This window comes from Streptomyces sp. NPDC059443 (genome assembly GCF_042750105.1).
Lineage (GTDB): Bacteria > Actinomycetota > Actinomycetes > Streptomycetales > Streptomycetaceae > Streptomyces.
In genome coordinates this window covers 94,683-119,474 of the sequence record NZ_JBHYVM010000023.1, presented here as the reverse complement: position 1 = coordinate 119,474, position 24,792 = coordinate 94,683, and the positions used below count along the sequence as shown (strand labels likewise).

General features: G+C 72.7%; 17 protein-coding genes. 13 read left to right on the top strand and 4 right to left on the bottom strand.

Going from position 1 to position 24,792, the window contains the following annotated elements; all coding sequences use genetic code 11:
- Positions 1-89: 89 nt before the first annotated feature.
- Complete coding sequence (locus ACFXDJ_RS22560; protein WP_384653170.1) at positions 90-1,319, bottom strand: nucleotide sugar dehydrogenase; 1,230 nt, start codon at positions 1,317-1,319, stop codon at positions 90-92.
- Positions 1,320-1,681: 362 nt separating this feature from the next.
- Between ACFXDJ_RS22560 and ACFXDJ_RS22555 the strand changes: the two genes are divergently transcribed.
- The 6 genes from ACFXDJ_RS22555 to ACFXDJ_RS22530 all read left to right on the top strand — a co-directional run bounded on the left by ACFXDJ_RS22555 (position 1,682) and on the right by ACFXDJ_RS22530 (position 14,101).
- Positions 1,682-3,337, top strand: coding sequence for a glycerol-3-phosphate dehydrogenase/oxidase (locus ACFXDJ_RS22555; protein ID WP_384653201.1), 1,656 nt, complete (start codon positions 1,682-1,684; stop codon positions 3,335-3,337).
- Positions 3,338-3,543: 206 nt separating this feature from the next.
- Entirely contained in the window at positions 3,544-5,952 is a 2,409-nt protein-coding gene (locus ACFXDJ_RS22550; protein WP_384850073.1) for a protein kinase, read from the top strand.
- Between the two features lie 148 nt (positions 5,953-6,100).
- Positions 6,101-8,683, top strand: a complete 2,583-nt coding sequence (locus tag ACFXDJ_RS22545) for a protein kinase (protein WP_384850070.1) — start codon at positions 6,101-6,103, stop codon at positions 8,681-8,683.
- Positions 8,684-8,811: 128 nt separating this feature from the next.
- A complete protein-coding gene (locus tag ACFXDJ_RS22540; protein ID WP_384653175.1) occupies positions 8,812-10,518 on the top strand; it encodes a serine/threonine-protein kinase in 1,707 nt (568 codons plus the stop codon).
- A 152-nt stretch (positions 10,519-10,670) separates the two neighbouring features.
- Complete coding sequence (locus ACFXDJ_RS22535) at positions 10,671-12,296, top strand: succinic semialdehyde dehydrogenase (protein ID WP_384653177.1); 1,626 nt, start codon at positions 10,671-10,673, stop codon at positions 12,294-12,296.
- A gap of 11 nt (positions 12,297-12,307) precedes the next feature.
- Positions 12,308-14,101: a GMC oxidoreductase gene (locus tag ACFXDJ_RS22530; RefSeq protein WP_384653179.1), complete on the top strand. Its 1,794-nt coding sequence runs from the start codon at positions 12,308-12,310 to the stop codon at positions 14,099-14,101.
- A gap of 786 nt (positions 14,102-14,887) precedes the next feature.
- Here ACFXDJ_RS22530 and ACFXDJ_RS22525 read toward each other — a convergent pair.
- Positions 14,888-15,202 (bottom strand): chorismate mutase, encoded by a 315-nt coding sequence (locus tag ACFXDJ_RS22525; protein WP_384653202.1) that lies wholly within the window; start codon positions 15,200-15,202, stop codon positions 14,888-14,890.
- 252 nt (positions 15,203-15,454) lie between these two features.
- On the opposite strand from ACFXDJ_RS22525, the gene guaA reads away from it, so the two are divergent.
- From guaA to ACFXDJ_RS22505, 4 genes are all read left to right on the top strand, one after another.
- The gene (guaA, locus tag ACFXDJ_RS22520) at positions 15,455-17,047 is read left to right on the top strand and encodes a glutamine-hydrolyzing GMP synthase (protein ID WP_384653183.1); all 1,593 of its coding nucleotides are present in this window, start codon (positions 15,455-15,457) and stop codon (positions 17,045-17,047) included.
- 139 nt (positions 17,048-17,186) lie between these two features.
- Positions 17,187-17,984 (top strand): class II aldolase/adducin family protein, encoded by a 798-nt coding sequence (locus ACFXDJ_RS22515; protein ID WP_384653185.1) that lies wholly within the window; start codon positions 17,187-17,189, stop codon positions 17,982-17,984.
- A gap of 117 nt (positions 17,985-18,101) precedes the next feature.
- Positions 18,102-19,343 carry a hypothetical protein gene (locus ACFXDJ_RS22510; protein ID WP_384653204.1) on the top strand — a complete coding sequence of 414 codons (1,242 nt, stop codon included), beginning with the start codon at positions 18,102-18,104 and terminating at the stop codon, positions 19,341-19,343.
- An 18-nt stretch (positions 19,344-19,361) separates the two neighbouring features.
- Positions 19,362-19,886, top strand: a complete 525-nt coding sequence (locus ACFXDJ_RS22505; protein WP_384653186.1) for a DoxX family protein — start codon at positions 19,362-19,364, stop codon at positions 19,884-19,886.
- Here the strand turns inward: ACFXDJ_RS22505 and ACFXDJ_RS22500 are convergent.
- Together ACFXDJ_RS22500 and ACFXDJ_RS22495 are read right to left on the bottom strand one after the other, a co-directional pair.
- Complete coding sequence (locus ACFXDJ_RS22500) at positions 19,832-20,056, bottom strand: hypothetical protein (protein WP_384653188.1); 225 nt, start codon at positions 20,054-20,056, stop codon at positions 19,832-19,834. The genes ACFXDJ_RS22505 and ACFXDJ_RS22500 overlap by 55 nt on opposite strands.
- Positions 20,043-21,416 (bottom strand): PspC domain-containing protein, encoded by a 1,374-nt coding sequence (locus ACFXDJ_RS22495; RefSeq protein ID WP_384653190.1) that lies wholly within the window; start codon positions 21,414-21,416, stop codon positions 20,043-20,045. Before ACFXDJ_RS22495 ends, ACFXDJ_RS22500 begins: the two co-directional genes overlap by 14 nt.
- A 131-nt stretch (positions 21,417-21,547) precedes the next feature.
- On the opposite strand from ACFXDJ_RS22495, the gene ACFXDJ_RS22490 reads away from it, so the two are divergent.
- From ACFXDJ_RS22490 to ACFXDJ_RS22480, 3 genes are all read left to right on the top strand, one after another.
- Complete coding sequence (locus tag ACFXDJ_RS22490; RefSeq protein ID WP_384653192.1) at positions 21,548-22,843, top strand: PspC domain-containing protein; 1,296 nt, start codon at positions 21,548-21,550, stop codon at positions 22,841-22,843.
- A complete protein-coding gene (locus ACFXDJ_RS22485) occupies positions 22,840-23,541 on the top strand; it encodes a LuxR C-terminal-related transcriptional regulator (RefSeq protein WP_384653194.1) in 702 nt (233 codons plus the stop codon). Before ACFXDJ_RS22490 ends, ACFXDJ_RS22485 begins: the two co-directional genes overlap by 4 nt.
- A 115-nt stretch (positions 23,542-23,656) precedes the next feature.
- A complete protein-coding gene (locus ACFXDJ_RS22480) occupies positions 23,657-24,769 on the top strand; it encodes an alpha/beta hydrolase (RefSeq protein ID WP_384653196.1) in 1,113 nt (370 codons plus the stop codon).
- Positions 24,770-24,792 lie beyond the last annotated feature (23 nt).

Below are 24,792 nucleotides of genomic sequence, written 5' to 3'. Positions count from 1 at the left end.
GCTAGCAGCCGCCTGAGACGTCGAAGGAGGGGATTTCGGCCGTCGCGGGCCTTGGTGGCGGCCGTGGTGGCGGCCGTGCTGGCGGTGGGCTACAGCCGGTGTGCGGCGCCCGGCGGGCTGGCGCCGCGGGTGTCCAGCAGCAACTGCGCCTTCACCGCCAGCCCTTGAAGGTCGTACGTGCGGTGGTGCTGGAGCAGGATCGTCAGATCGGCGTTGGCCGCGGCCTCGTACAGCGATTCGGCGCGGGGGACGGGCTGGTCCCTGACGCGCCATCCGCCGATGTACGGATCGTGGTAGCTGATCAGCGCCCCGAGGTCGAGGAGGCGGCTGGCGATCTCGCGGGCCGGGGAGCCCTCCTGGTCGGCGAGGTCCGGCTTGTACGTGACGCCCAGCAGGAGGACCCGGGCCCCGCGGGCGGACTTCCCGTGCTCGTTCAGCAGGGTGGCGCTGCGCTGGATGACGTACTGCGGCATCCGGTTGTTGATCTCCTGCGCCAGGCCGACCATCCGCAGCGGGTGGCCCGGGGTGCGGGTGGTGTGGGGGAGGTAGTTGGGGTCGAGGGGGACGCCGTGGCCGCCGACCCCGGGGCCGGGGCGGAAGGCCTGGAACCCGTACGGCTTGGTCTCGGCGCACCGGATCACGTCCCACAGGTCCACGCCGAGGTCGTGGCAGAGGACCGCCATCTCGTTCATGAGGGCGATGTTGACGTGCCGGTAGTTGGTTTCGAGGAGCTGTACGGTCTCGGCCTCGCGCAGGCCGCGGGCGCGGACCACCTTGTCGGTGAGGCGGGCGTAGAAGGCGTGCGCCGACTCGGTGCAGGCGGGAGTGAGGCCGCCGATGACCTTGGGGGTGTTGGAGATGCCGTGCGTGCGGTTGCCCGGGTCGAGGCGGCTGGGGGAGTAGGCCAGGTGGAAGTCCCGGCCGGCGCGCAGCCGGGAGCCCGATTCGAGGATCGGGCGAAGGTACTCCTCGGTGACGCCCGGATGGGCGGCCGATTCGAGGATCACGGTGGTGTGGGGGCGCAGCCGGGCGGCGAGCGTACGGCCCGCCTCGCCGACCGCGGAGAGGTCGAGTGCCCGGTCCGCGCCGAGCTGGGTGGGGGCGCAGATGACGGCGGTGCGGACCCGGCCGAGCTCTACGGGGTTGGTGGTGACCCGGAAGCCGGCCGCCGACATGCGGCGGATCTCGGCGGCGGTGAGGGTGGAGTCCGTCGCCGGACCGCTGTCGTAGCCGACCGTCTCGATCCCGGCGGCCACGGCTGCCTGGGCGAGCGGGAGACCGAGATGGCCGAGTCCGATGACGGCGAGATCTGCGGGCATGGGGGTGCCGTCCCTTCCCTTCCCTGACATGCATGAGGGGGCGGAGCGCGCAAGTCCTGTGGAGGAGGAGAGCTGGCGCAATGTCAGACTAGGCGTATATATGACAGATATGTCGCATTCCAGGGTGGTGGTCGCCGTCGTGTTATCCACGGGCGGTGGCTGATGTGGATGCGGACGGTCAGAATCGTGAACGGGCGATGTGAGCGGGATCACCCACAACGGGTGGGATGACCCCATCGGGCGGGCAGGGCGGCCCGAGCAACGGGAGGCAGGCGGCTGTGAGCACGACAGGGACAGGGACAGGGACAGGCACTGGCGCAGGGGTGCTGGGGCCGGCCCAGCGCGCCGAGGCGCTCGCCGCGATGGCCGAGCGGGAGCTGGACGTACTGGTGGTCGGCGCGGGCGTGGTGGGGGCCGGTACCGCCCTCGACGCCGTGACCCGGGGGCTGGCGACCGGGCTGGTGGAGGCGCGGGACTGGGCCTCGGGCACGTCCAGCCGCTCCAGCAAGCTCATCCACGGTGGGCTCAGATACCTGGAGATGCTCGACTTCGGCCTCGTGCGGGAGGCACTGAAGGAGCGCGGCCTGCTGCTGGGGCGCCTCGCCCCGCACCTGGTGAAGCCGGTGCCGTTCCTCTACCCCTTGCAGCACAAGGGCTGGGAGCGGTTCTACGCCGGCTCCGGGGTCGCCCTGTACGACGCCATGTCGCTCTCCAGCGGCCACGGGCGCGGGCTGCCGACGCACCGCCACCTCTCGCGCAGGCGCGCCCTGCGGATCGCCCCGGCGCTGCGCAAGGACGCGCTGGTCGGAGCCCTGCAGTACTACGACGCCCAGATGGACGACGCGCGGTACGTGGCGACGCTGGTGCGGACGGCCGCCGTGTACGGGGCGCAGTGCGCCAACCGGGCGAGGGTCGTCGGCTTCCTGCGCGAGGGCGAGCGGGTCGTCGGCGCGCGGGTGCAGGACGTGGAGGGCGGCGGGGAGTACGAGATCCGCGCGAAGCAGATCGTCAATGCGACGGGGGTGTGGACGGACGACACCCAGGCGTTGATCGGGGAGCGCGGGCAGTTCCACGTACGGGCGTCGAAGGGCATCCACCTGGTCGTCCCGAAGGACCGGATCCACTCCTCGACCGGGTTGATCCTGCGGACGGAGAAGTCCGTGCTGTTCGTCATCCCGTGGGGCCGGCACTGGATCGTGGGCACCACGGACACCGACTGGGACCTGGACAAGGCGCACCCGGCGGCGTCGAGCGCCGACATCGACTACCTGCTGGAGCACGTGAACTCGGTGCTGGCGGTGCCGCTCACCCGGGACGACGTCCAGGGGGTCTACGCCGGCCTGCGGCCGCTGCTGGCCGGGGAGTCGGACGCGACGAGCAAGCTCTCGCGCGAGCACACGGTGGCACATCCGGTGCCGGGGCTGGTGGTGGTCGCGGGCGGCAAGTACACGACGTACCGGGTGATGGCCAAGGACGCGGTGGACGAGGCCGTGCACGGCCTGGACCAGCGGGTCGCGGAATGCGTGACGGAGGACGTGCCGCTGGTCGGCGCGGAGGGGTACCGGGCGCTCTGGAACGGGCGGGCGCGGATCGCGGCGCGGACGGGGCTCCACGTGGTGCGGGTGGAGCACCTGTTGAACCGGTACGGATCGCTGACGGAGGAACTGCTGTCGCTGATCGCGGCGGACGCGTCGCTGGGGGAGCCGCTGACGGGCGCCGACGACTACCTCCGTGCCGAAGTGGTCTACGCGGCCTCGCACGAGGGCGCGCGCCACCTCGACGACGTGCTGACGCGGCGGACGCGGATCTCGATCGAGACGTTCGACCGGGGGACGAGATCGGCGCGGGAGTGCGCGGAGTTGATGGCTCCCGTACTGGGGTGGGACAAGCAGCAGATCGAGAAGGAAGTGGAGCACTACGAAAAGCGGGTACAGGCGGAGCGGGAATCGCAGCGTCAGCCGGACGACCAGACGGCGGACGCGGCGAGGCTGGGGGCGCCGGACATCGTCCCGTTGTAACTCCGCAATGTGGAGGGGGGAACCACGGACCCGGGGCTCCCGTCCGTTGCGGAGTAAGGGACAATGAGGGTTCTGCCGGGGCGGGTTACCGGGGAACCCGGCCACTGCCGGGACAACCGGAGCAGACGGCACGATCGCAGAGGGGACGCATGTCGAAGCCGGAGCACACCGAGTCGCCGGAGCCGTCTGTCGGGACGGGATCGCCGGTGTCTCCGGCAGCCGATCACGCGGACGAGAAGCCTCTGGGCCCGAAGCCCCCCGCCGCGAGGCGCGGCGGCACGGCCCGGGCCGGGACCAAGGCCGCGCCGGCGGCCGTGGAGACGGAGCCGGCGGAGCCGGCTGACCGGGCGGAGCCGAGCGAGTCGGCGGAGCCGCAGGACGCGAAGCCCGCTGCGGCGAAGCCGGAGTTGCGGAAGGCCGCGGCCGCGAAGGCACCCGTCGCGGCGGAGCCCGCGGACGCGAAGCCCGTGGCGGCGGAGCCTGCCGACGCGAAGCCCGTGGACGCGAAGCCCGTGGACGCGAAGCCCGCGGACGCGAAGCCTGCTGGTGCTGAGGTGGCGGCCGCGAAGGCGGAGCCCGAGGATGCCAAGCCCGCTGGTGGGGCCGGCGTTCCGATGGCGAAGCCGGCCGCGCTGAGCAAGGCCGACGAGGTGGCCGCGGCCGTCAAGGCGGCCGCGGTCAAGGCGGGGCAGGGCGCTCAGGACGAGGGGCGGCTGCTCGCGGGCCGCTACCGGCTCAGTGACGTCCTCGGCAAGGGCGGCATGGGCACGGTCTGGCGCGCCAAGGACGAGACCCTCGGCCGCACGGTCGCCGTCAAGGAACTCCGCTTCGGCACCGGCGTGGACGAGGACGAGAAGCGCCGCCTCATCACCCGCACCCTGCGCGAGGCCAAGGCCATCGCGCGGATCCGCAGCGGTGGAGCAGTGACCGTCTACGACGTCGTCGACGAGGACGGCCGGCCGTGGATCGTCATGGAGCTCATCGAGGGTCCCTCCCTCGCCGAGTTCATCCGGGAGAACGGTCCCCTCACCCCCCGCCGCGCCGCCGAAGTCGGCCTCGCCGTCCTCGACGTACTGCGCGCCGCGCACCGCCAGGGCATCCTGCACCGGGACGTGAAGCCCTCCAACGTGCTCCTCGCCGACCACGGCAACGGCCGCGTCATCCTCACCGACTTCGGCATCGCCCAGGTCGAGGGCGACCCGTCCGTCACCTCCACCGGCATGCTCGTCGGCGCGCCCTCGTACATCTCCCCCGAGCGAGCCCGCGGCCAGCGCCCCGGTCCGCCGGCCGACATGTGGTCGCTCGGCGGTCTGCTGTACGCCTCGGTCGAGGGGACGCCCCCGTACGACAAGGGCTCGGCCCTCGCCACCCTCACCGCCGTCATGACCGAGCCGGTCGACCCGCCGAAGAACGCCGGTCCGCTGACCGAGGTCATCTACGGACTCCTCGTCAAGGACCCCGCCCACCGGCTCGACGACGCCCGCGCGCGGGCGATGCTCACCGCCGTGATCGAAGCGCCCGAGGCACCGGCCCCCGTAGCGGCGCCGAGCGCCGAGGAAACCCGTCAGATATCGCTCGCCGAGGCCCAGGAGGCCGCGGAGAGGGCGAATGCCGAGAAGGCGGCGAAGGCCGCCGAGAAGGCCGAGAAGAAGGAGCGCGAGCGCCGGGAGCGGGAGCAGCGCGAGCGCGCCCGCGCGGCGCTGAAGTCGGCCCGCAAGGCGGCCGCGGTCGTCACCGCCACCGCCGCGACGGCCGCCGAGCCCCCGGCCCCGCGCCCCGCGCCCGTCCCGGCGCCGCTCACCGACGTCATGCCGCGCCGCACCATCGCGCTCGCGATAGCCGGCGTGGTCGTCGTGCTCGCGGTCATCGGGTCGCTCATCGCGTACGCCTTCAGCGGTGACGAGAAGGGCGGTGCGAAGAACGAGGGCAAGGGCGGCAAGCAGCCGGCCGCCTCCAGCCCGGCGACCGGATCGTCACCGGCGCCCACCCCCTCGCCGAAGTCCGGGCAGCCGGGCACCAGCGCCAACGGCGGTGCGGGCTCGCCGAGCCCGGACGCGGGGACCGGCGCTGGTACGGGGACGGGTACGGGGTCCGGTACCGGTACGACCAGCAGTGGTCAGGGGCAGGGGACGACGCCCGGGGGTGCCGGGGGCTCACTCCCGTCCGGGTACGCCATGGTGACGGAGCCGGGACTGCACTTCGCGATGGCGATGCCCCAGGGCTTCAAGCAGACCGACACGATCGGCAACAACGACGGCGCGATATACAGCCGCGACGGCGGTTTCCCGCGCATCCAGGTCGACTTCACCGACAAGCCGGGACAGGACGCCCGCGCCGCGTGGCTGGAGCTGGCCCCGGCCGTGGCGAAGAGCAGCCCGAACTACAAGCTGCTGCGCGTCGACGTGGTGGACTACCGGGGCTACCCGACCGTCGCGGACTGGGAGTTCGAGCGGGACCAGAAGGGCACGAGGGTCCGCGTGCTCGACCGCGGGTTCAGGATGGACGCGAAGCACGGCTACGCGATCATGATCAGCTGCGCCGCCGATCAGTGGGACGCCGCGGAGTGCGCGCAGATGCGTAAGACGGCGTTCGAGACGTTCCAGCCGCTGGGCTGACACGGGCCTCCGGGGTGTCCCGGGGTCTCTCAGGTGGGCCGGGCTGTCTCGGGGCGAGCCTTGTCAGGGCCGGGACGCGAGCGGCCCGGGCGACGTATCGTGGCAGCCGGGCCACGGGGACGGGTCCACAGCTCTCGGGGGAGGCGAAGTGGAGGACTACGCGGGCCGGATCCTGGCCGACCGCTACCGCCTGCCGGTGCCGCCGTCCGACGAGTACGAACTGATAGAGACCCGGGCCTTCGACACGCGCAGCGGCCAGGAAGTCCTCGTACGACAGGTGCCGTTGCCGGAGGTCGTGGACGCGGAGCTGCTGGACGGCGCGCGGGGCGGTCCGGCCGACGCGGGCGCGGTGCGGCGGGCCCGGGCTTCGGGCGAACTGCCCGCCGTGCGCAGGGCCATCGCGGCGGCGCAGGCGGCGGCGTCCGTGCCGGACCATCCCCGGCTGGACCAGGTCTTCGACGTGTTCGCGGAGGGCGGGTCGCTGTGGATAGTGAGCGAACTCGTACCGGCCAGACCGCTGGCGGCGCTGATCGCCGACGAACCGCTGAGCCCGTACCGGGCGGCGGAGGTGGCGGCGGACGTGCTGACCGCGCTGCGGGTGCTGCACGCGCACGGGTGGACCCACCGGAACATCACCATGCGGACGGTCCTGATCTGCGAGGACGGCCGGGTCGTCCTGACCGGGCTGGCGGCGGGGGCCGCGGAGGACGCGCTGTGCGGGTACGAGCCGGTCCCGTCGCCGGATTCCGAGGGCTTCGCCGGCACGGGCTCCCTCGCGGGGCCGACGGCTGACCCGGGGGGCGGCGGGTACGGCTCCGTGCCGGACGCCGCCGGTTCCGGGACCGGGGGCGGAGCGGCGGTTCCGGAGAGCGGCGGGAGGGCCGAGTACGCGCCCATCGTGGCTCCCGGGTACGACACCGGGCCGCGGTACAACGACCACATCAGCCCCGGGGCCGCCGGGGAGCGGCCCGACCCGAAGGCCGCGGCCCGGGCCGGGGCCATCGCCGCGTACCGAGCCGGTGCGCAGGCCGCGGCGCGGATCACCGAGCAGCGCAGGGCCGGTGCGCAGCCCGCACTGGAGGCCGGTTCGGAGGTCGACGCGGCGGCCACGGCGGCCACGGCGGCCGCGGCGGCCGCGGCGGAGCCGAGGCCGGAGGGGTCGAAGCTGCCGCGGGGGTACTCGTACCCGTACGGGGGCCCCGAGAGCGGGGCGGCCTGGCACGGTGCCACCCCGCGCAACCGGGCCCTGCCCCCCGCGGAAGCGGAGCCGCCGACCCCGCCGACCCCGCCGGTCCGTCCCGCGCTTCCCGCGCAACTCGCGCTTCCCCGGGGCTACCGCCAGGCGGAGGCCCCGGAGGGTGCCACCGATCCCGCGCACCCCGGTCCGCCCCGGCCGTCCGACGAGGCCCACGGGTACGGCAGCGCCCCGGCCACGGCTCCGGTCAGCGCCCCGGCCGGCGGCCAGGTGAAAGCCCCGGCACCGCAGGCCGGGGGATGGGGCAGCGGGCCCAGGAGCGGGCTCGATGCCGAGCGGGCCCGGCAGACGCGGATGGCCGTGGTCGGGGCCGTCACCGAGCGGTGGTCGCCCGAGCAGGCGCAGGCCGTGCACGGGCCGTGGCAGCTGGCCGCACCCGTCGGGCCGGCCACTGACCTCTGGGGGCTGGGCGCGCTGCTGTACCGGGCGGTGCAGGGCCACGCCCCGTACCCCGAGGACAGCGTCGCCGAGCTCGTGGAGATGGTCTGCGCCGAGCCGCCCGCCTTCGCCGAGGAGTGCGGCCCGCTGCGGCCCGTCGTGGAGTCCCTGCTGCGTCAGGACCCGACCGAGCGGCCCGACTTCGAGGAGCTCCGCGGCTGGCTGCGCTCCCTCGTGCGCTCCGCGCCCGAGCCCGAGGCCGGCTTCGCCATGCTGCTCCCGATGCCGGAGCCGGATCCCGCGAGGCTGCCCGTCGTACGGCGGCGGGCCGAGCTGCACGGCCGCCACCGCAGCGCCGAACACCCCCACAAGCCGCGTGCGCTGGGGCGTTCCCTGCTGCTCGGGATCCTCGTCCTGCTCGCCGGGGCCGTGGCCTACGCCATGTTCTTCATGCCCCGCTCCGCCGATCCGCAGGCGGGGCAGAAGGCCGCCGGGGTCAAACCCCCCGCCACCTCGGGGCAGAGCCCGGGGCGGACGCCGGGCCAGGGCCAGGGCCAGGGCCAGGGCCCGAGCCCGGGGACCGGTGCGCCCCGGCCCTCCGCCAGCCCGCCCGAGTCCAAGCCCGCAGCCCAGACCAACGCTCCCGCCCCGGCCGGGTACACCACCCAGCAGGACGCCGAGCACTTCGAGATCACCGTCCCGAACGGCTGGGAGCGGCGCGGAATCAACGAGTCCGGACAGGTGCGCTACATCGACGGGGACTTCGCCCTCACCATCGTCCCCGGCCGGGACAAGGTCGAGGGCAACCCGGACCCGGCCACGTACCAGAAGGACAAGGAGTCCGAGCTGGCTCCGTACCGCTCCTCCACCTGGTCCAGCGTCAGCGACATCCGCTCCACGAAGGTCGGCAACCAGCTCCGCGTCACCGGCCGGTACACGTGGATCGACGGCAACGGCCGCTCCGTCGTGGCCCGCAACTTCGTCGTCGCGCTCGGAGGTTCGTACCACATCGTCCTGGTCACGGGCCCGCTCGATCAGGAGGGCAAGGTTACGGAGGCCTTCGAGCAGGCGACGGCCAGTTACAAATCCGGAGGCTGAGGGGCTCCTGACGAGCCATTAGTACGGCGATTGCGTCACAGTGCGGCCGCACCACGGCCGAGAGGTTCCGGCAGCGACCGCACGCTCCGTAGTCTGACCGGAAGTGCACAGAGCGGCGGCGGAGATTCGTGGAACAGCAGACAGGCGCGGGCGCGTTGCTCGCGGGCCGGTACCGGCTCGTGGAGCCCATCGGCAGGGGCGGCATGGGCAAGGTCTGGCGTGCGCACGACGAGCTGCTGCACAGGACCGTCGCCGTCAAGGAACTGACGGCGGGCCTGTACGTCGCCCAGGCCGACCGGGAAGTCATGCACGCCCGGACGCAGAAGGAGGCCCGGGCCGCGGCCCGGATCCAGCATCCGGCCGTGGTCACCGTCCACGACGTGCTGGAACACGACGACCGGCCGTGGATCGTCATGGAGTACATCGACGGCCCCTCCCTCGCGGACTCGGCGAAGACGGCCGGGCGGATCGAGCCCCGGGAGGCGGCCCGGATCGGGCTGCACGTGCTGCGCGCCCTGCGGGCCGCGCACGCGGTCGGCGTACTGCACCGGGACGTGAAGCCCGGCAACGTCATGCTCGCCAAGGACGGGCGGGTGATGCTCACGGACTTCGGGATCGCCGCGATCGAGGGCGACTCCTCCATCACGCGCACCGGTGAACTCGTCGGCTCCATCGACTACCTGGCCCCCGAGCGGGTCACGGGCGGGCCCCCGGACCCGGCCTCCGACCTGTGGGCGCTCGGCGCGACGCTGTACACGGCGGTCGAGGCCCGTTCGCCGTTCCGCCGTACGTCGCCCATCTCCAGCCTCCAGGCCGTGGTGAACGACGAGCTGCCGGCCCCGACCCACGCGGGCCCGCTCGCCGCGGTCATCACGGCGCTGCTGCGCAAGGACCCGGCGCACCGGCCGTCGGCCGCCGATGTGGAGCAGATGCTGCTGGAGGCGATGGAGGGCCGCGAGCCGAAGGCGGCGCAGGCGTACGTGCCCACGCGCGCGGTCGGCTTCGAGGAGCTGGCCTCCGTCCGCAACGAGCCCGCGGACACGGCCGCGCTGCCCTCCGAGGCGCACCCGCCGGGGACCGGGCCGGGAGCCCAGGGCCACGGCCAGGGGCAGGGCCACGGCCAGGGGCAGAGCCACGGCCCGGGCCACGGCCAGACCCAGGTCCAGGGCGGGCCCGGCCCCGCCGTCGGCCGCCTCCGGCGTGCGGCGGTCGTCGCCCTGGTGGCCGCGCTGCTCGGCGGCGCGGGGGTCTTCGGGGTGCTGAAGTACACCGGAGGCACGAGCGCCGACGGAGCCGGCCCGGGCCCGGCCAAGAGCGCGGGCGCGTCCGGCAAGTCGTCCGGGGCCGACGACGCCAAGGGCCAGAAGGTAGCGGTCCCGCCGGCGGGCTGGCACAAGGCGGAGGACCCGGAGGGCTTCTCGCTCTTCGTCCCGGACGGCTGGACGCGGCGGATGGACGGCGGTCAGATCGACTACACGCCGGACGGCGGAAAGCACTTCATCCGGCTCGCCGTGAACCCGAAGCCGGAGTTCGACAACCCGTACATGCACCTGCTGGACCTGGAGAAGCAGCTGGCCAAGCGCTCCGACTACGTGCGCGTGACCCTGCACCAGAACACGTTCCGGGGGCAGGTCAAGTCCGGCCTGTGGGAGTTCGGCTGGACGGAGAAGACCGGCGCGTTCACCGGTCCCCGGCACGCGATCGAGCAGATGTACTACGGGCCGGACGGCACCGAGTACGCGATGTACATGTCGAGTCCGGCCGCCGACTGGCAGACGACCCGGGCGCAGTTCGACACCGTGCTCGAAGGCTGGCAGCCGGCGTCCGCGGGCTGAGTCCGCGGGCTGAGTCCGCCCGGGGCCGCGCGGCCCCGCTCGGCCCCCGGCCCCGCGTTTCCGCCATCCTGCCAGCGATCACTGGCGGAAATGGCAAAATCCGGTTACCGGCGGGTACCCAAAGCACCCCCGGGCGCAATACGCTCACCCGCATGACGGACACGCAGGCCCCGGCCCTCCGCAGCGCCCCGCAGCCCACCAACCCGGTCGCCCCCGCCCCGGCCGGCGCCCGCGGCGCCGCCGACGTGGTGACCCCCGAACTGGTCGCCCGGCTGACCCGGGGAGTGGCCGGCTCCGGCCGCACCGCCAACCACAGCCCCTTCACGGGCGACAAGCTCGCGGACCTCCCCGAGGCCACCCCCGAGGAGGTGGCGGAGGCCTTCGCCCGGGCCCGCGCCGCGCAGCCCGCCTGGGCCGCCGTGCCGGTCCGCGCGCGCGCCGCCGTACTGCTGCGCTTCCACGACCTGGTCCTGTCGCGCCAGGCCGAGGTGCTCGACCTGATCCAGCTGGAGACCGGCAAGGCCCGGCTGCACGCCCACGAAGAGGTCCAGGCCGTCACGGTCGCCGCGCGCCACTACGGCCGCCGGGCCCCCTCGTACCTGCGCCCCAAGGGCCACACGGGCGCCATGCCCACCCTCACCAAGGTCACCGAGCTGCGCCAGCCGCGCGGGGTCATCGGCCAGATCGCCCCCTGGAACTACCCCTTCGAGCTGTCCATCGGCGACGCCCTGCCCGCGTTCGTCGCGGGCAACGCCGTCGTGATGAAGCCCGACACGGAGACCGCGCTCACGGCCCTGTGGGCCCGCGATCTGATGATCGAGGCGGGGCTCCCGGCGGAGGTGTTCCAGATCGTCCTCGGCGAGGGCCCGGTCGTCGGCCCCGAGGTGGTCCGCCACGCCGACTACGTTTCGTTCACCGGCTCCACGCGTACCGGCCGAGAGGTCGCCCAGGGCGCGGCCGCCCGCCTGGTCGGGGTCTCCCTCGAACTCGGCGGCAAGAACGCCATGCTCGTCCTGCGCGACGCCGACGTGGAGAAGGCCGCCGCCGGCGCCGTCCGCGCCTGCTTCTCCTCCGCGGGCCAGCTCTGCATCTCCATCGAGCGCCTGTACGTGCACGACTCGATCGCCGACGAGTTCATCGCCCGCTTCGCCGCCCGCACGAAGGCCATGCGCCTGGGCTCCTCCCTCGCCTACGGCGCGGAGATGGGCTCCCTGGCCGGCGAGCGCCAGATGGAAGCCGTACGGCGGCACGTGGACGAGGCCGTGGCCAAGGGCGCCACCCTCGTCGCGGGCGGCGTGGCCCGCCCCGACATCGGCCCGCTCTTCTACGAGCCGACCATCCTCGAAGGCGTCGAGGCCCCCATGGCGGTGTGCGGGGAGGAGACCTTCGGCCCGGTCGTCTCCGTCTACCGCTTCACCGACGAGGACGAGGTGATCGACCGGGCCAACGGGACGGCCTACGGCCTGAACTCCAGCGTCTGGACGAAGGACTCCCGCCGCGGCCACGCCGTCGCCGCCCGCCTGCGCACCGGCACCGTGAACATCAACGAGGGCTACGCCCCCGCCTACGGCAGCGCCGGCGCCCCCATGGGCGGCATGAAGGACTCCGGCCTCGGCCGCCGCCACGGCTCCGAGGGCATCCTCAAGTACACCGAGGCCCAGACCGTCGCCCAGCAGCGGCTGCTGCCGATGGGGCCCTCGCTGGGCATGGACGACGAGAAGTACGCGGAGTTCATGACCCGCAGCCTCAAGGTCCTGAAGGCCCTCCGACTCCGCTAAGGGGCAGCACCGTGTCTGAGTCCTACGACTACGACGTCATCGTCATCGGATCGGGCTTCGGAGGGGCCGTCTCGGCGCTGCGGCTCACCGAGAAGGGCTACCGGGTCGGCGTCCTGGAGGCGGGTCGCCGCTTCACCCGCGAGAGCCTGCCGAAGAACAGCTGGGACATCCGCAACTACCTGTGGGCCCCGGCCCTCGGCCTGTACGGGATCCAGCGCATCCACCTGCTCGGCAACGTGATGGTGCTCGCGGGCGCCGGGGTGGGTGGCGGCTCGCTCAACTACGCCAACACCCTGTACGTGCCGCCGACCCCTTTCTTCGAGGACCGGCAGTGGGCGTCCATCACGGACTGGCACGCGGAACTCGCCCCGTACTACGACCAGGCCAAGCGGATGCTGGGGGTGCGGCTCAACCCGACGATGACCCCCTCCGACGTGCACCTGAAGGCGGCCGCCGCCGCGATGGGCGTCGCCGACTCCTTCCACATGGCCCCGGTCGGCGTCTTCTTCGGGGACGGGGACGACGCCGAGGACCAGGCCGAGGTCCGACCCGGGGACGAGGTCGCCGACCCGTACTTCGGCGGCGCCGGCCCCGCCCGCAAGGCGTGCACCGAGTGCGGCGAGTGCATGACCGGCTGCCGGCACGGCGCGAAGAACACCCTGAACGAGAACTACCTGCACCTCGCCGAGCGGGCCGGCGCCGTCATCCACCCGATGACGACCGTCACCGCCCTCTCCGAGGACCCGGCCGGCGGCCACCGCGTCCGGACCGTCCCCACCGACGGCCGCCGCCGCGGCAGGGCCAAGGTGCTGCGCGCCCGCTACGTGGTCGTCGCGGCGGGCACGTACGGCACCCAGACCCTGCTGCACACGATGAAGGACCTCGGCGAGCTTCCCCGCCTGTCGGACCGGCTCGGGGACCTGACCCGGACCAACTCCGAAGGCCTCGTAGGCGCTCAGACCGATGACCGGCGCTACCGAAAGCGGCACGGCAAGGACCAGCGCGCGGACTTCACCCGGGGCGTGGCCATCACCTCCTCCGTGCACCCCAACGCCGACACGCACATCGAGCCGGTGCGCTACGGCAAGGGCTCCAACGCCATGGGGTTCATGACGATCCTCCAGGTGCCGTACTCCCCGCACCGGGTCCGGGCCTGGTTCGGGCGCACCGCCAAGCACCCGGTGCAGCTCCTGCGCTCGCTCTCCAACCGGCGCTGGTCGGAGCGGACCATCATCGGGCTGGTCATGCAGTCGCTCGACAACTCCCTGACCACCTACCGCAAGCCCGGCGGGCTCGGGAAGGGTCTGCTCACCGCCCGTCAGGGCCACGGAGCGCCCAATCCGGTACAGATCGTCGAGGCCACGCAGGCGGCGACGCTGCTCGCGGAGGAAATCAACGGATTTGCGGGCAGTAACGTCGGCGAGCTGATGGGTACCCCGCTGACGGCCCATTTCCTCGGCGGCTGCCCGATCGGCGCCTCGCCCGAGGAGGGCGTGGTCGACCCGTACCACCGGCTCTACGGGCACCCGGGCATCTCGGTGGTGGACGGCTCGGCGGTCTCCGCGAACCTCGGGGTCAACCCGTCGCTGACCATCACCGCGCAGGCGGAACGGGCCATGTCCTACTGGCCGAACAAGGGCGAGCACGACCCGCGCCCGGAGCAGGGCGCGGCCTACGCCCGCCTGTCGGCAGTGGAACCGGCCCGTCCGGCGGTCCCGAAGGAGGCCTTCGGGGCGCTGCGCCTGCCGTTCCTTGCGGTCCCGGAGATCCCGCCGCGCGCGAAGGCGGCGGAACCCGCGGAGTGAAGACGGCGGGAAATGCGCGGTGGGTACGGCGCTCCCCCTCCGAGCGCCGTACCCACCGAGTACATAAGTGACAGATGTTCAAGCTTGATGGTTGTACCGGAATCCGGGACTCTCGTCTGTGGTGTCCGTCACACGGGGGGTGTGCAACTGCTACCGGTGTTCGATGGTCAAGGGGGCATGAGAAAGTCGCCACCAGCGACTGCGAGGTGACCGACACCGCGGTCACGTGCACGGAGAACCACCTCTGGCCGCACGATTCGACGATCGCGGCGCTGGACGTGAGCGCGGCCAAGGGCGCCAAGCTCGGTACCACCGTCGACCTGACGATGACCGGCACGGCCAAGGGGGCCACCTTCCGGTCGGCCACCACCCGGGTCAAGGTGGGCGGTCCCGACCCCGAGCGCCTCCGCCACGGCCTCTCCCGGCGCGGGCGCGCTGTTCGTGGCGTTCCGCCGCAGGGGCTCCGCGCGGGCGTAGCTCCGAAGGCGCGCGGTTTCGTAGGCGCGCGGTCTCGTAGAACAGAAGAACGGCCGGTCCGGGGCGTCCCCCGGGCCGGCCGTCTTCCTATGGGGTGACCGGACCGCTGTCCCCTGCCGTCCGGTCACGCGAAGGAGCGAGGTCCCACGACGCACGCTCCACAGGGCGTGCGTCTCATCGCTCCAGCGGAGCCACGCGTGGTGTTGCGGTTCCGCGCCTGGCTGGCACGGACACCCGCATCAACGAAGGGCCCCGGGGGCGGTCACGGTCCGGACGGGTGACGAACACGCGTCACGGGAACCCATGGCCTCAGACGCGGCCGCGGCACAGCTCCAGCAGGGTCATGGCGAGCGAGGTGCCGGGCTTGCCGAGGGCGTCGCTCCAGTGGCCCAGCACCTCCATCTCCCGGGACAGGTGCACCCGGCGCCCGCCCGACTCGATCCGGGCCTCCTGGATGACGGTCGAGACGGCCATCCGCTCCTGGATCAGTCCGATGATCCGGTCGTCGAGGGCGTCGATCCGCTCGCGGGAGTCGGCGATCAGCTGCTCGGGGGTGGTGGTGACGCTCATGGTTCTTCTCCTGCTGGTCGTTGGTGATCTTGCCGGCCAGGAGCGGAACGCCAGAGCGCCCCGGTCCTGTCCGGACCGGGGCGCTCTTGGAAGTCAGTGGCTCAAGCGAGCATCACGATGACCCATGGCGACCGGACCGGCCGGTGCCATAGGTAAAGAGGAAGCTCAGCTGCTTGCGCATGGAACGGATTATGGCCCTCTGTGCCGCTCCGGACCAAGCAAGTTCGGATGGTGAGACGAAGAGGCCCATCCGTCCCCCGTTAGAATCGACAAAACAACCCCCTCTTCCGCCGGAAGGCCTGCCCCGTGCCTGAAGCCATCTCCGCCACCCACGACAGCGCTCCGGACACTGTTCTCGTCGTCGACTTCGGTGCCCAGTACGCCCAGCTCATCGCCCGCCGAGTCCGCGAGGCACGGGTCTACTCCGAGATCGTGCCCAGCTCGATGCCCGTGGCCGAGATGCTGGCCAAGGACCCGAAGGCGATCATCCTCTCCGGCGGCCCGTCCTCCGTGTACGAAGAGGGTGCCCCGCGCCTGGACGACGCCCTCGGCCTGTTCGAGTCCGGCGTCCCCGTCTTCGGCATGTGCTACGGCTTCCAGCTCATGGCGACGACCCTCGGCGGCACCGTCGACGCCACCGGCGCGCGCGAGTACGGCCGTACCCCGCTGGCCGTCTCCAAGACCGGCTCCACCCTCTTCGAGGGCACCCCCGAGAGCCAGTCGGTGTGGATGTCCCACGGCGATGCCTGCTCCGCCGCGCCCGAGGGCTTCACCGTCACCGCGTCGACCGACGTCGTGCCGGTCGCGGCCTTCGAGAACGACGAGAAGAAGCTGTACGGCGTGCAGTACCACCCCGAGGTGATGCACTCCACGCACGGCCAGCAGATCCTGGAGCACTTCCTCTACCGGGGCGCGGGCCTGGCCCCCACCTGGACCACCGGGAACATCGTCGAGGAGCAGGTCGCGCTCATCCGCGAGCAGGTCGGCGACAAGCGTGCCATCTGCGGCCTCTCCGGCGGCGTGGACTCGGCCGTGGCGGCGGCGCTCGTACAGAAGGCCATCGGCTCGCAGCTCACCTGCGTCTACGTCGACCACGGCCTGATGCGCAAGGGCGAGACCGAGCAGGTCGAGAAGGACTTCGTCGCCGCGACCGGCGTGCAGCTGAAGGTCGTCGACGCGCAGGAGCGCTTCCTGAACGCGCTGGCCGGGGTCTCCGACCCGGAGACCAAGCGCAAGATCATCGGCCGCGAGTTCATCCGCGTCTTCGAGCAGGCCCAGCTGGAGATCCTCCAGGAGGACGGCCCCGCCGTCGCCTTCCTCGTCCAGGGCACCCTGTACCCGGACGTGGTCGAGTCCGGCGGCGGCACCGGCACCGCGAACATCAAGTCCCACCACAACGTGGGCGGGCTCCCCGACGACATCGAGTTCGAGCTCGTCGAGCCGCTGCGCCAGCTGTTCAAGGACGAGGTCCGGATGGTCGGCCAGGAGCTCGGCCTGCCCGCCGAGATCGTCCAGCGCCAGCCCTTCCCGGGCCCCGGCCTGGGCATCCGCATCGTCGGCGAGGTCACCAAGGAGCGCCTGGACCTGCTGCGCGAGGCCGACGCCATCGCCCGCCACGAGCTCACCGCGGCCGGCCTGGACCGGGAGATCTGGCAGTGCCCGGTCGTCCTGCTCGCGGACGTCCGCAGCGTCGGCGTCCAGGGCGACGGCCGCACCTACGGCCACCCGATCGTGCTGCGCCCCGTCTCCTCCGAGGACGCGATGACCGCGGACTGGACGCGCATGCCGTACGAGGTCCTCGCGCGGATCTCCACCCGCATCACCAACGAGGTGCCGGACGTGAACCGCGTGGTCCTGGACTGCACGAGCAAGCCGCCGGGCACGATCGAGTGGGAGTAGTCCCACCCTTCCGCAGGCCGCGGTTCCAGAAGGACGTGACGAGGCCGCCGCTCCCGGGCAGGGAGCGGCGGCCTCGCCGCATGTATGGCCTCTTCGCCCGGCCGCCGGTACCTTGCGCCGCGACCTTGAAGGAGGGGCCATGGCCGAGCAGCCCGCACGCGAAGGCGCACCCGCATCCACATCCGCGCCCGCACCCGTGCCCGTCGAGCGGCTGGGCTTCGAGATGCCTCCCGCGTTCGCCACCGCCGCCGAGGAGCGCGCGCACCGCAAGGAGCGGCTCGCCGGGGTGCTGCGGCTGCTGGGGCGGCTCGGGTACGAGGACGGGGTGGGCGGGCACGTCACCGTCCGGGACCCGGAGTTCGACGACTGCTACTGGGTGAACCCCTTCGGCCGGCCCTTCGGCGCCCTCGGCGCCGAAGACCTGCTGCTGGTCGACGGGGAGGGCCGGGTCCGCCAGGGGGAGCGCCGGGTCAACCAGCTGGCCTTCGCCGTGCACGCCGCCGTCCACCGGGCCCGGCCCGCCGTGGTGGCCGTCGTACGCACGCAGTCCCCGTACGGCAGGGCGCTCGCCGCCCTCGGTGAACTGCTGGCCCCGATCACCCAGGAGGCCTGCGCCTTCTACGAGGACCACGCACTGCTCGACGAGTACACCGCCGCCGGGGACGCCGGCCGGATCGCGGGCGCCCTGGGCCCGTACAAGGCGCTGGTCCTGCGCAACCACGGGCTGCTCACGGTCGGGGACTCGGTGGAGGCCGCGGCCTGGTGGTTCATCGCGGCGGAGCGGGCCGCACAGGTGCAGCTGATCGCGCGGGCGGCCGGGAAGCCGGTGCTCATCGGCCACCACAGCGCGGTGGCCACACGGGAGCGGTTCGGGTCCGATCTGGCGGCCTGGGTGAGCTGCCAGCCGCTGCTGGAACAGGTGGCGTCAACATCATGAACGGTTAATCACCTGCTCTGACATCGTGCGCAATCCGGAACACTGCCGCAGTGGTGCACAATTCGCAGGCATTGCACCGTAGTTCAGAGAGGCGGCACGTTCGTGGCTGTCCAAGAGATGTCCAGAGGTACTCATACCGCCGCATGCGCCTGCGACGACTGCGCCCGCGAAGGGCACCGGCGCGCTGTCGCCGCGTTCCTGGAGAAGCGCGACGAGTTCGCCGCCGGGCAGGGGCTGCCGGCCGCCGTGGCCCACTCGCTCGGAGCCTCCCGCCAGTGGGTTTCCGACGAGCTGACCCTGTCCGCCCGGACGGTCGCCGACCGGGGGCGGGAAGCCGGGCACTCATGGCTGTACCTGCTCTCGCGGCGGGCCGTGCTCGCCGTGTGGATCGCCGCCGGGGTGCTGCTGCTGGTCCAGGTCGGCACCGCGCTCGGCAACGGCTGGTCCACCGCGCGCACCGCCGCCCTGCTGGCCGCGCTCGTGCTGGCCGCCCTGCTGACCGTGGCGGCCCGCGCGCAGACCCTCCGGGGCGGGCTGCTGGCCCCGCTGGTCGGCGAGGACAACCGGCTCTCCACCTCGAAGGCGGTGCCGAGCGCCTGGCTGGTTCTCACCGCCTTCGGGACGCTGCTCCCCGCACTGCGGCTCGCCGCCTCCGAGCCCGGACCGGAACGTCAGGCGCTGTACGCGGGCCTCGCGCTCGGGCGGGCCCTGCCGCTGCTGGCGGTGCTCGCTCTGACCTCGGCGGTGGCGGTGCTCGTGCGCCGCGTGGTCTCCGTACGGATCATGGGGCAGCGGCTGCAGAAGCTGCCGGCGGACCGTCCGACCGGGGCCGACCTGCTGACGGACGACGCGGGCCGGGGGTCCTTCCCGGACGCCCAGTACGTGCTCGTCTCCACGGTGGTACTGGCCTTCGCGGCGGTGTCCCTGGCCCGCTTCCCGGACCGGCTGCCGCAGCTGCCGTGGGCGTTCGCGCTGCTGGTGGCGCTGTCGGCGGCCGTGTACCTGGCGGCGAAGTACGCCGAGGGCAGCCGCCCGCTGGTGCTGTCGGTGGTGCGCAGGCGCGAGCCCGGGGATCTGGACGGGGCGATCCGTCCCGGGGACGACATCGAGATCCGGGGCGTGGGCTTCGTGCCGCCCGGGGCGCAGACTCCGGAGATGCTCGCCCGGCTGGTGGTACGGGTCGGGGCGGTCCACGTGCACGTGCCGCTGGTCCCGGTGGCGGGCGGATTCACCAACCCCTCCGACGCCGTGCTGACCGTGCCCGTGCCGGCGGAAGTGGAACCCGGCCGCATCGAGATCCAAGTGGTCACCGCCGCAGGAGTGGAATCCAACCGGTGCACGATCGACGTGGCCGAGTGAAGGGGGTACACATGTCGCGTGACCCGAACTGACGTCCCTTCCGCCTCCTCCGCCGACGCTTCCCCCGGGCCGGGCGGCCTGCGCGCACTCGCGGCCCGCCACGCGCTCCTGCCCCTGCGGATCTTCCTCGGCGTGACCTTCGTCTACGCGGGACTGGACAAGCTGACCGACCCCGCGTTCCTCTCCGCCACCGGCGACGGCTCCATCGGCGAGCTGATGCGCGGGGTGCGCGACACCTCCGCGATCCCGGCCCTGGTGGACCTGGCCCTGAAGGCGCCCGTCGGCTTCGCCGTCGCCCTGGCGATCGGGGAACTCCTGGTCGGCCTGGGTGTCCTGGCCGGCCTGCTGACCCGGATCGCGGCCGTCGGCGGGGCGCTGATCTCGCTCAGCCTGTGGCTCACGGTGTCCTGGGCGGTGACCCCGTACTACTACGGCAACGACCTGGTCTATCTGATGGCCTGGCTCCCGCTGATCCTCGCCGGGGCGCCCTACCTGTCGCTGGACTCGGTGATCCGGTCGCGCCTGTCCCTGCGCACGGCATAGGTCACCAGGCCGACCACGGCGGCGAAGGCGAGCCCGCCCAGGGTCATCAGCAGGACGAGGAACCACGGCGGGTCGGCCTCACCGGCTGCGCCGAGCAGATAGAGCACTCCGGCCGCCATCAGGACCAGGCCCGCGATCAGCCGTCCCGGCAGGAACTCATGACGCCGCACGGGCCACCTCCACCTGTCCCACACCCGCGCTCAGGTGCAGCTCGATCGTCCCGCCCGCTTCGGACCCCGGGGCGGGCGGCAGGGTCTCGCGGCGGGTCTCGCCGCCGGACTTGATGCGTATCGCTCCCGGCTTGTCGCCGGGCATCTGGAGGTCGCCCAGCTTGATCGTGGCCTCGGCCCGCGCGGTGACCTCCTTCGGGAGGATCACCTTGAGCCGGCCCGCCTCGATCCGCGCGTCGACGGTCAGTCGGGTGTCCTTGGGGACGTCCAGGTGGCTCAGGTCCAAGGTGGCGATCGCATTGTCCGCCGTGTACCGCGGCGCCACGTCGGCCACCGAGGCCGGCCGCCAGTTGATGTCCTTCCAGTCGGTGCCGATCTCCTTGGGCAGCGCGACCGCCCCGGCCAGCAGCCCGGCCGTGATCACCGAGAGCAGCACGGTGCCGAAGCCGGTACGGCCCTTGACCGAGCTGACCGCGAGACCGAGGCCGAAGACGGCGAGGGCCGAGGCGAAGCCGACCTGGAGCGCATGGCTCATGGTGCTGCCGTCCCAGACCGAGGCGGTGGAGACGCCCGCGGCCAGCACGGCCAGCACGAACACCCGGCCGCCCATGCCACCGCGCGGAGCCCTGCGGACGGGGGCCGCGCCCGGGGCCGCCGCCGGACCCTCCGGGGCTGCCGAGTCGGATTCGTCGGGGCCCCACAGATACCCGGTCGAGCCGACCGGCCCCGTGGTGCCGTCCTTGACCAGCGGGTCCCGCCACCAGGACGGGCCGCCGGGCGCGGGCGGCGCCTGGGTCTCGGGCGGCGCCGGGCTGTGCGCGGTCCGGTGCCCGGTGCGCGTCGCCGCCGGCCACACGAAGTCGGCGCCGGCGGCGGCCCTCTCCTCAGGGGCGGGCGCGAGGTTCTTGCGGTGGCGCTGCGACCAGTACGCCGCGCCGCCCAGCGCCAGGGCGGCCAGGACGGAGAAGACCGCCAGTCCGCCGTTGTCCAGCATCGACAGGAACAGGGCGCAGCCCACCAGTGCGGCGAACACCGCCGTCAGGGTCGAGCCCTCGACCCGGCCCGTCAGCAGCTTCTTCGCCTCGCTGTCCTCCTCGCCCTCCTGGGGCAGCAGCAGCCACGCGAATCCGTAGAAGATCAGACCGACGCCGCCGGTCACCCCGAGGACGCCGAGCACGATCCGGAAGATCACCGGGTCCAGGTCGAAGTACCGGCCCAGCCCTCCGCAGACGCCCGCGAGCACCTTGTCGCGCCTGCTGCGGCGCAGGGGAGGGTGCTCGGCAGGCGGCGGTGCGGCTGCGGCGCTCGCACCGGAACCGGAGCCTGCGTCCGGTGGCGGGGAATCGTGCACTTCGGTCATGCGTCCATGGTGACGGCCCGCCGTCGCCGTGGGCATCCGGATCCACCCTGGCGCAACCCTGATATCCCCCCGAGAGAACTGGGGGGCTGCCCTGATGTCCCGGGCTCCGCGCACGTGTGACCATCGGTGACATGCCCGTAGCAGCCGCCCCCCGCACGCCGTACGCACCCGACTCCGACGAGACGCCGCCGCGCAAGCTCTACCGCAGCGCCGACGGCCGCATGCTCGGTGGTGTCGCGCGCGGCCTCGCCGGGCACCTCGGGTTGCCCGTGATCTGGGTCCGGCTCGCCTTCTTCGGCCTGTTCATGTGGGGCGACGGCCTCGGCGTCCTGCTCTATGCCGCGTTCTGGGTCTTCGTACCGCTCGGAGTCGGCGGCCGCAGCGGCCACCGCTCCTTCTTCGACACCCTCCCCGACGGCACCCGGCGGCTGCGCAAGCCCGAGCGGGGCCAGATCACCGCGCTGATCGCGCTGTGCGTCGGCGCCGGCATCTTCATCTCCAAGGTCCAGGTCGGCGGCGCCTCCGGGCGGTACGTGTGGCCGCTCCTGCTGGTCGGCGCCGGGGTGGTCCTCGTCTGGCGCCAGGCCGACAACGCCCGCCGCGCCCACTGGAACGACGCCGTCGGCCGGCACGCCCGGCTGCTCCAGACCGCCCGTGCGCTCGCGGGAGTGGCCCTGGTCGGCGTCGGCCTGACGGTCTTCATCGTCGTGCGCGGCTCCGCCGCCCAGCTGGGCAACGTACTGACCGCCACCCTCGCCGTCCTCGTCGGCGTCGCCCTCCTCGCCGGTCCCTGGCTGATCCGGATGACCCAGGACCTCTCCGAGGAGCGCCTGATGCGCATCCGCGCCCAGGAGCGCGCCGAGGTCGCCGCACACGTCCACGACTCCGTGCTGCACACCCTCACCCTGATCCAGCGCAACGCCGAGGACGTCGGAGAGGTGCGCCGCCTCGCGCGGGCCCAGGAGCGGGAGCTGCGCAACTGGCTGTACAAGCCCGAGGGCACCGGCAAGGACGAGGCCGAGGAGCCGACGACACTGGCCGAAGCGGTGAAGAAGACCGCCGCCGACGTGGAGGACCACCACGGCGTCCCCATCGAGGTGGTCGTCGTCGGCGACTGCCCCCTCGACGAGAAGCTGGCGGCACAGATGCAGGCCGCGCGCGAGGCGATGGTCAACGCCGCCAAGTACGGTGGCGAGGGCGGCCCCGTCCAGGTGTACGCGGAGGTGGAGGGCCAGACGGTGTTCGTGTCCGTACGGGACCGCGGACCGGGCTTCGACATGGACGCGGTACCGGACGACCGGATGGGCGTACGAGAATCGATCATCGGCCGGATGCAGCGCAACGGCGGGACCGCGCGGCTGCGGTCCGCGCCCGACGGTGGCACGGAAGTCGAGCTGGAAATGGAGAGGGCGGCGAAGGCAGCATGACCGAGGACAACGCGAACGCGACCAACGGTGCGGTAGGCAGGCGGGTCCGGGTGGTGCTCGTCGACGACCACCGGATGTTCCGCACGGGGGTCCAGGCCGAGATCGGCGAGACCGAGCGGACCGGGGTCGAGGTCGTCGGCGAAGCAGCCGACGTGGACCAGGCCGTCACCGTCATCACCGCCACGCGCCCCGAGGTGGTGCTCCTCGACGTGCACCTGCCCGGTGGCGGCGGCGTCGAGGTGCTGCGCCGCTGCGCCCCGCTGATGACGGCCGCCGAGGACCCCGTACGGTTCCTGGCGCTGTCGGTGTCGGACGCCGCCGAGGACGTCATCGGAGTCATCCGGGGCGGCGCGCGCGGCTATGTCACCAAGACGATCACCGGCACCGACCTGGTGAACTCGGTCTTCCGGGTCCAGGACGGGGACGCGGTGTTCTCGCCGCGCCTGGCGGGCTTCGTGCTCGACGCCTTCGCCTCGACGGACGCCCCGCCGGTCGACGAGGACCTGGACCGCCTCACCCAGCGCGAGCGCGAGGTGCTGCGGCTGATCGCGCGCGGATACGCGTACAAGGAGATCGCCAAGCAGCTCTTCATCTCGGTCAAGACGGTCGAATCGCACGTCTCGGCGGTCCTGAGGAAGCTCCAGCTGTCCAACCGTCACGAGCTCACCCGCTGGGCGACGGCCCGACGTCTGGTCTGAGCACATCTGGTCGGAAAACACCTGGTCCGGGCCCATTCGGCCCGGGCGCATGTGATCCACGACGCATGGGCCGGGAGCAACCGGGCGGCCTCGCGCCGCCCTCTTGGGTGGCGTGATGAGTCTGACGGGGACCCCCCTCTTCGTGGCGGCGGTCGTCCTGACCGTGATCGCCGTCGCCCTGCCTCTGGCCGTATGGAGCAAGGTGCGCGGCCCCGCCGTCGTACGCGTCGGCTCGCGCGGCCTGATGGTGCTCTTCGCGCAGGTCACCGCCGTGGCCCTGGTGTTCATCGCGGTGAACCGCGACGCGAACTTCTACGCCTCCTGGGGCGACCTGATGGGCACCGGCAAGTACGTCACCGCCGCCCCCGACCTGGGCCCGGACGGACTCGGCGGGAAGAAGGCCGCCGAGGTCAAGGCGGAGCCGAAGGTGGTCCAGGCGTTCGAGCCGGTCGACGGCCTCGGGGGCCGGGTCAAGAAGACCGAGCTCAACGGCAAGATCTCCGGGGTCAAGGGCGACGTCATGGTGTGGCTCCCGCCGCAGTACGACGACCCCGCCTTCAAGGACAAGAAGTTCCCGGTGGTCGAGCTGATCCCGGGCATACCGGGGACGGGCAAGTCCTGGTTCCAGGGGCTCCACGCACACGAGGTGCTGGAGCCGCTGATGAAGAGCGGCAAGGTGCAGCCGTTCATCCTGGTCTCGCCGCGCGCCATGCTGCTGGGCAACGGCGACACCGGCTGCGCCAACATCCCCGGCAAGGTCAACGCCGACAGCTGGTTCAGCGTCGACGTCCGCAAGATGGTCGTCGACAACTTCCGGGTGTCGGACGAGGCCCGCACCTGGGGCGTGGCCGGATATTCGGCGGGCGCGTACTGCGCCGCCAAGCTGGCGATCCTGCATCCCGACCGCTACAGCGCGGCCGTCTCCCTGTCCGGCTACAACGACCCGGGCCAGGAGCCCACTTCGCTGGTGGCCCAGGACCCGGAGATGCGGCGCACCCACAACCTGAAGAACTTGCTCACGGCCGCGCACACACCGCCGGCGGTCGCGCTGTGGATGTCGGGGGCCGAGCAGGACGGCTACTCGTCGGGCACGGACCTCAAGGCCCTCGCGAAGAACCCGACGGAGGTGCACGCGGAGAAGGTCACCGGCGGGCACAACCTCGAAGCGTGGTCGAAGCAGCTGCCGCAGACCTTCGGCTGGCTGACCACGGTGGTCAAGGCGCCGTAGCGGCCCTCACACGGAGCGGCCAT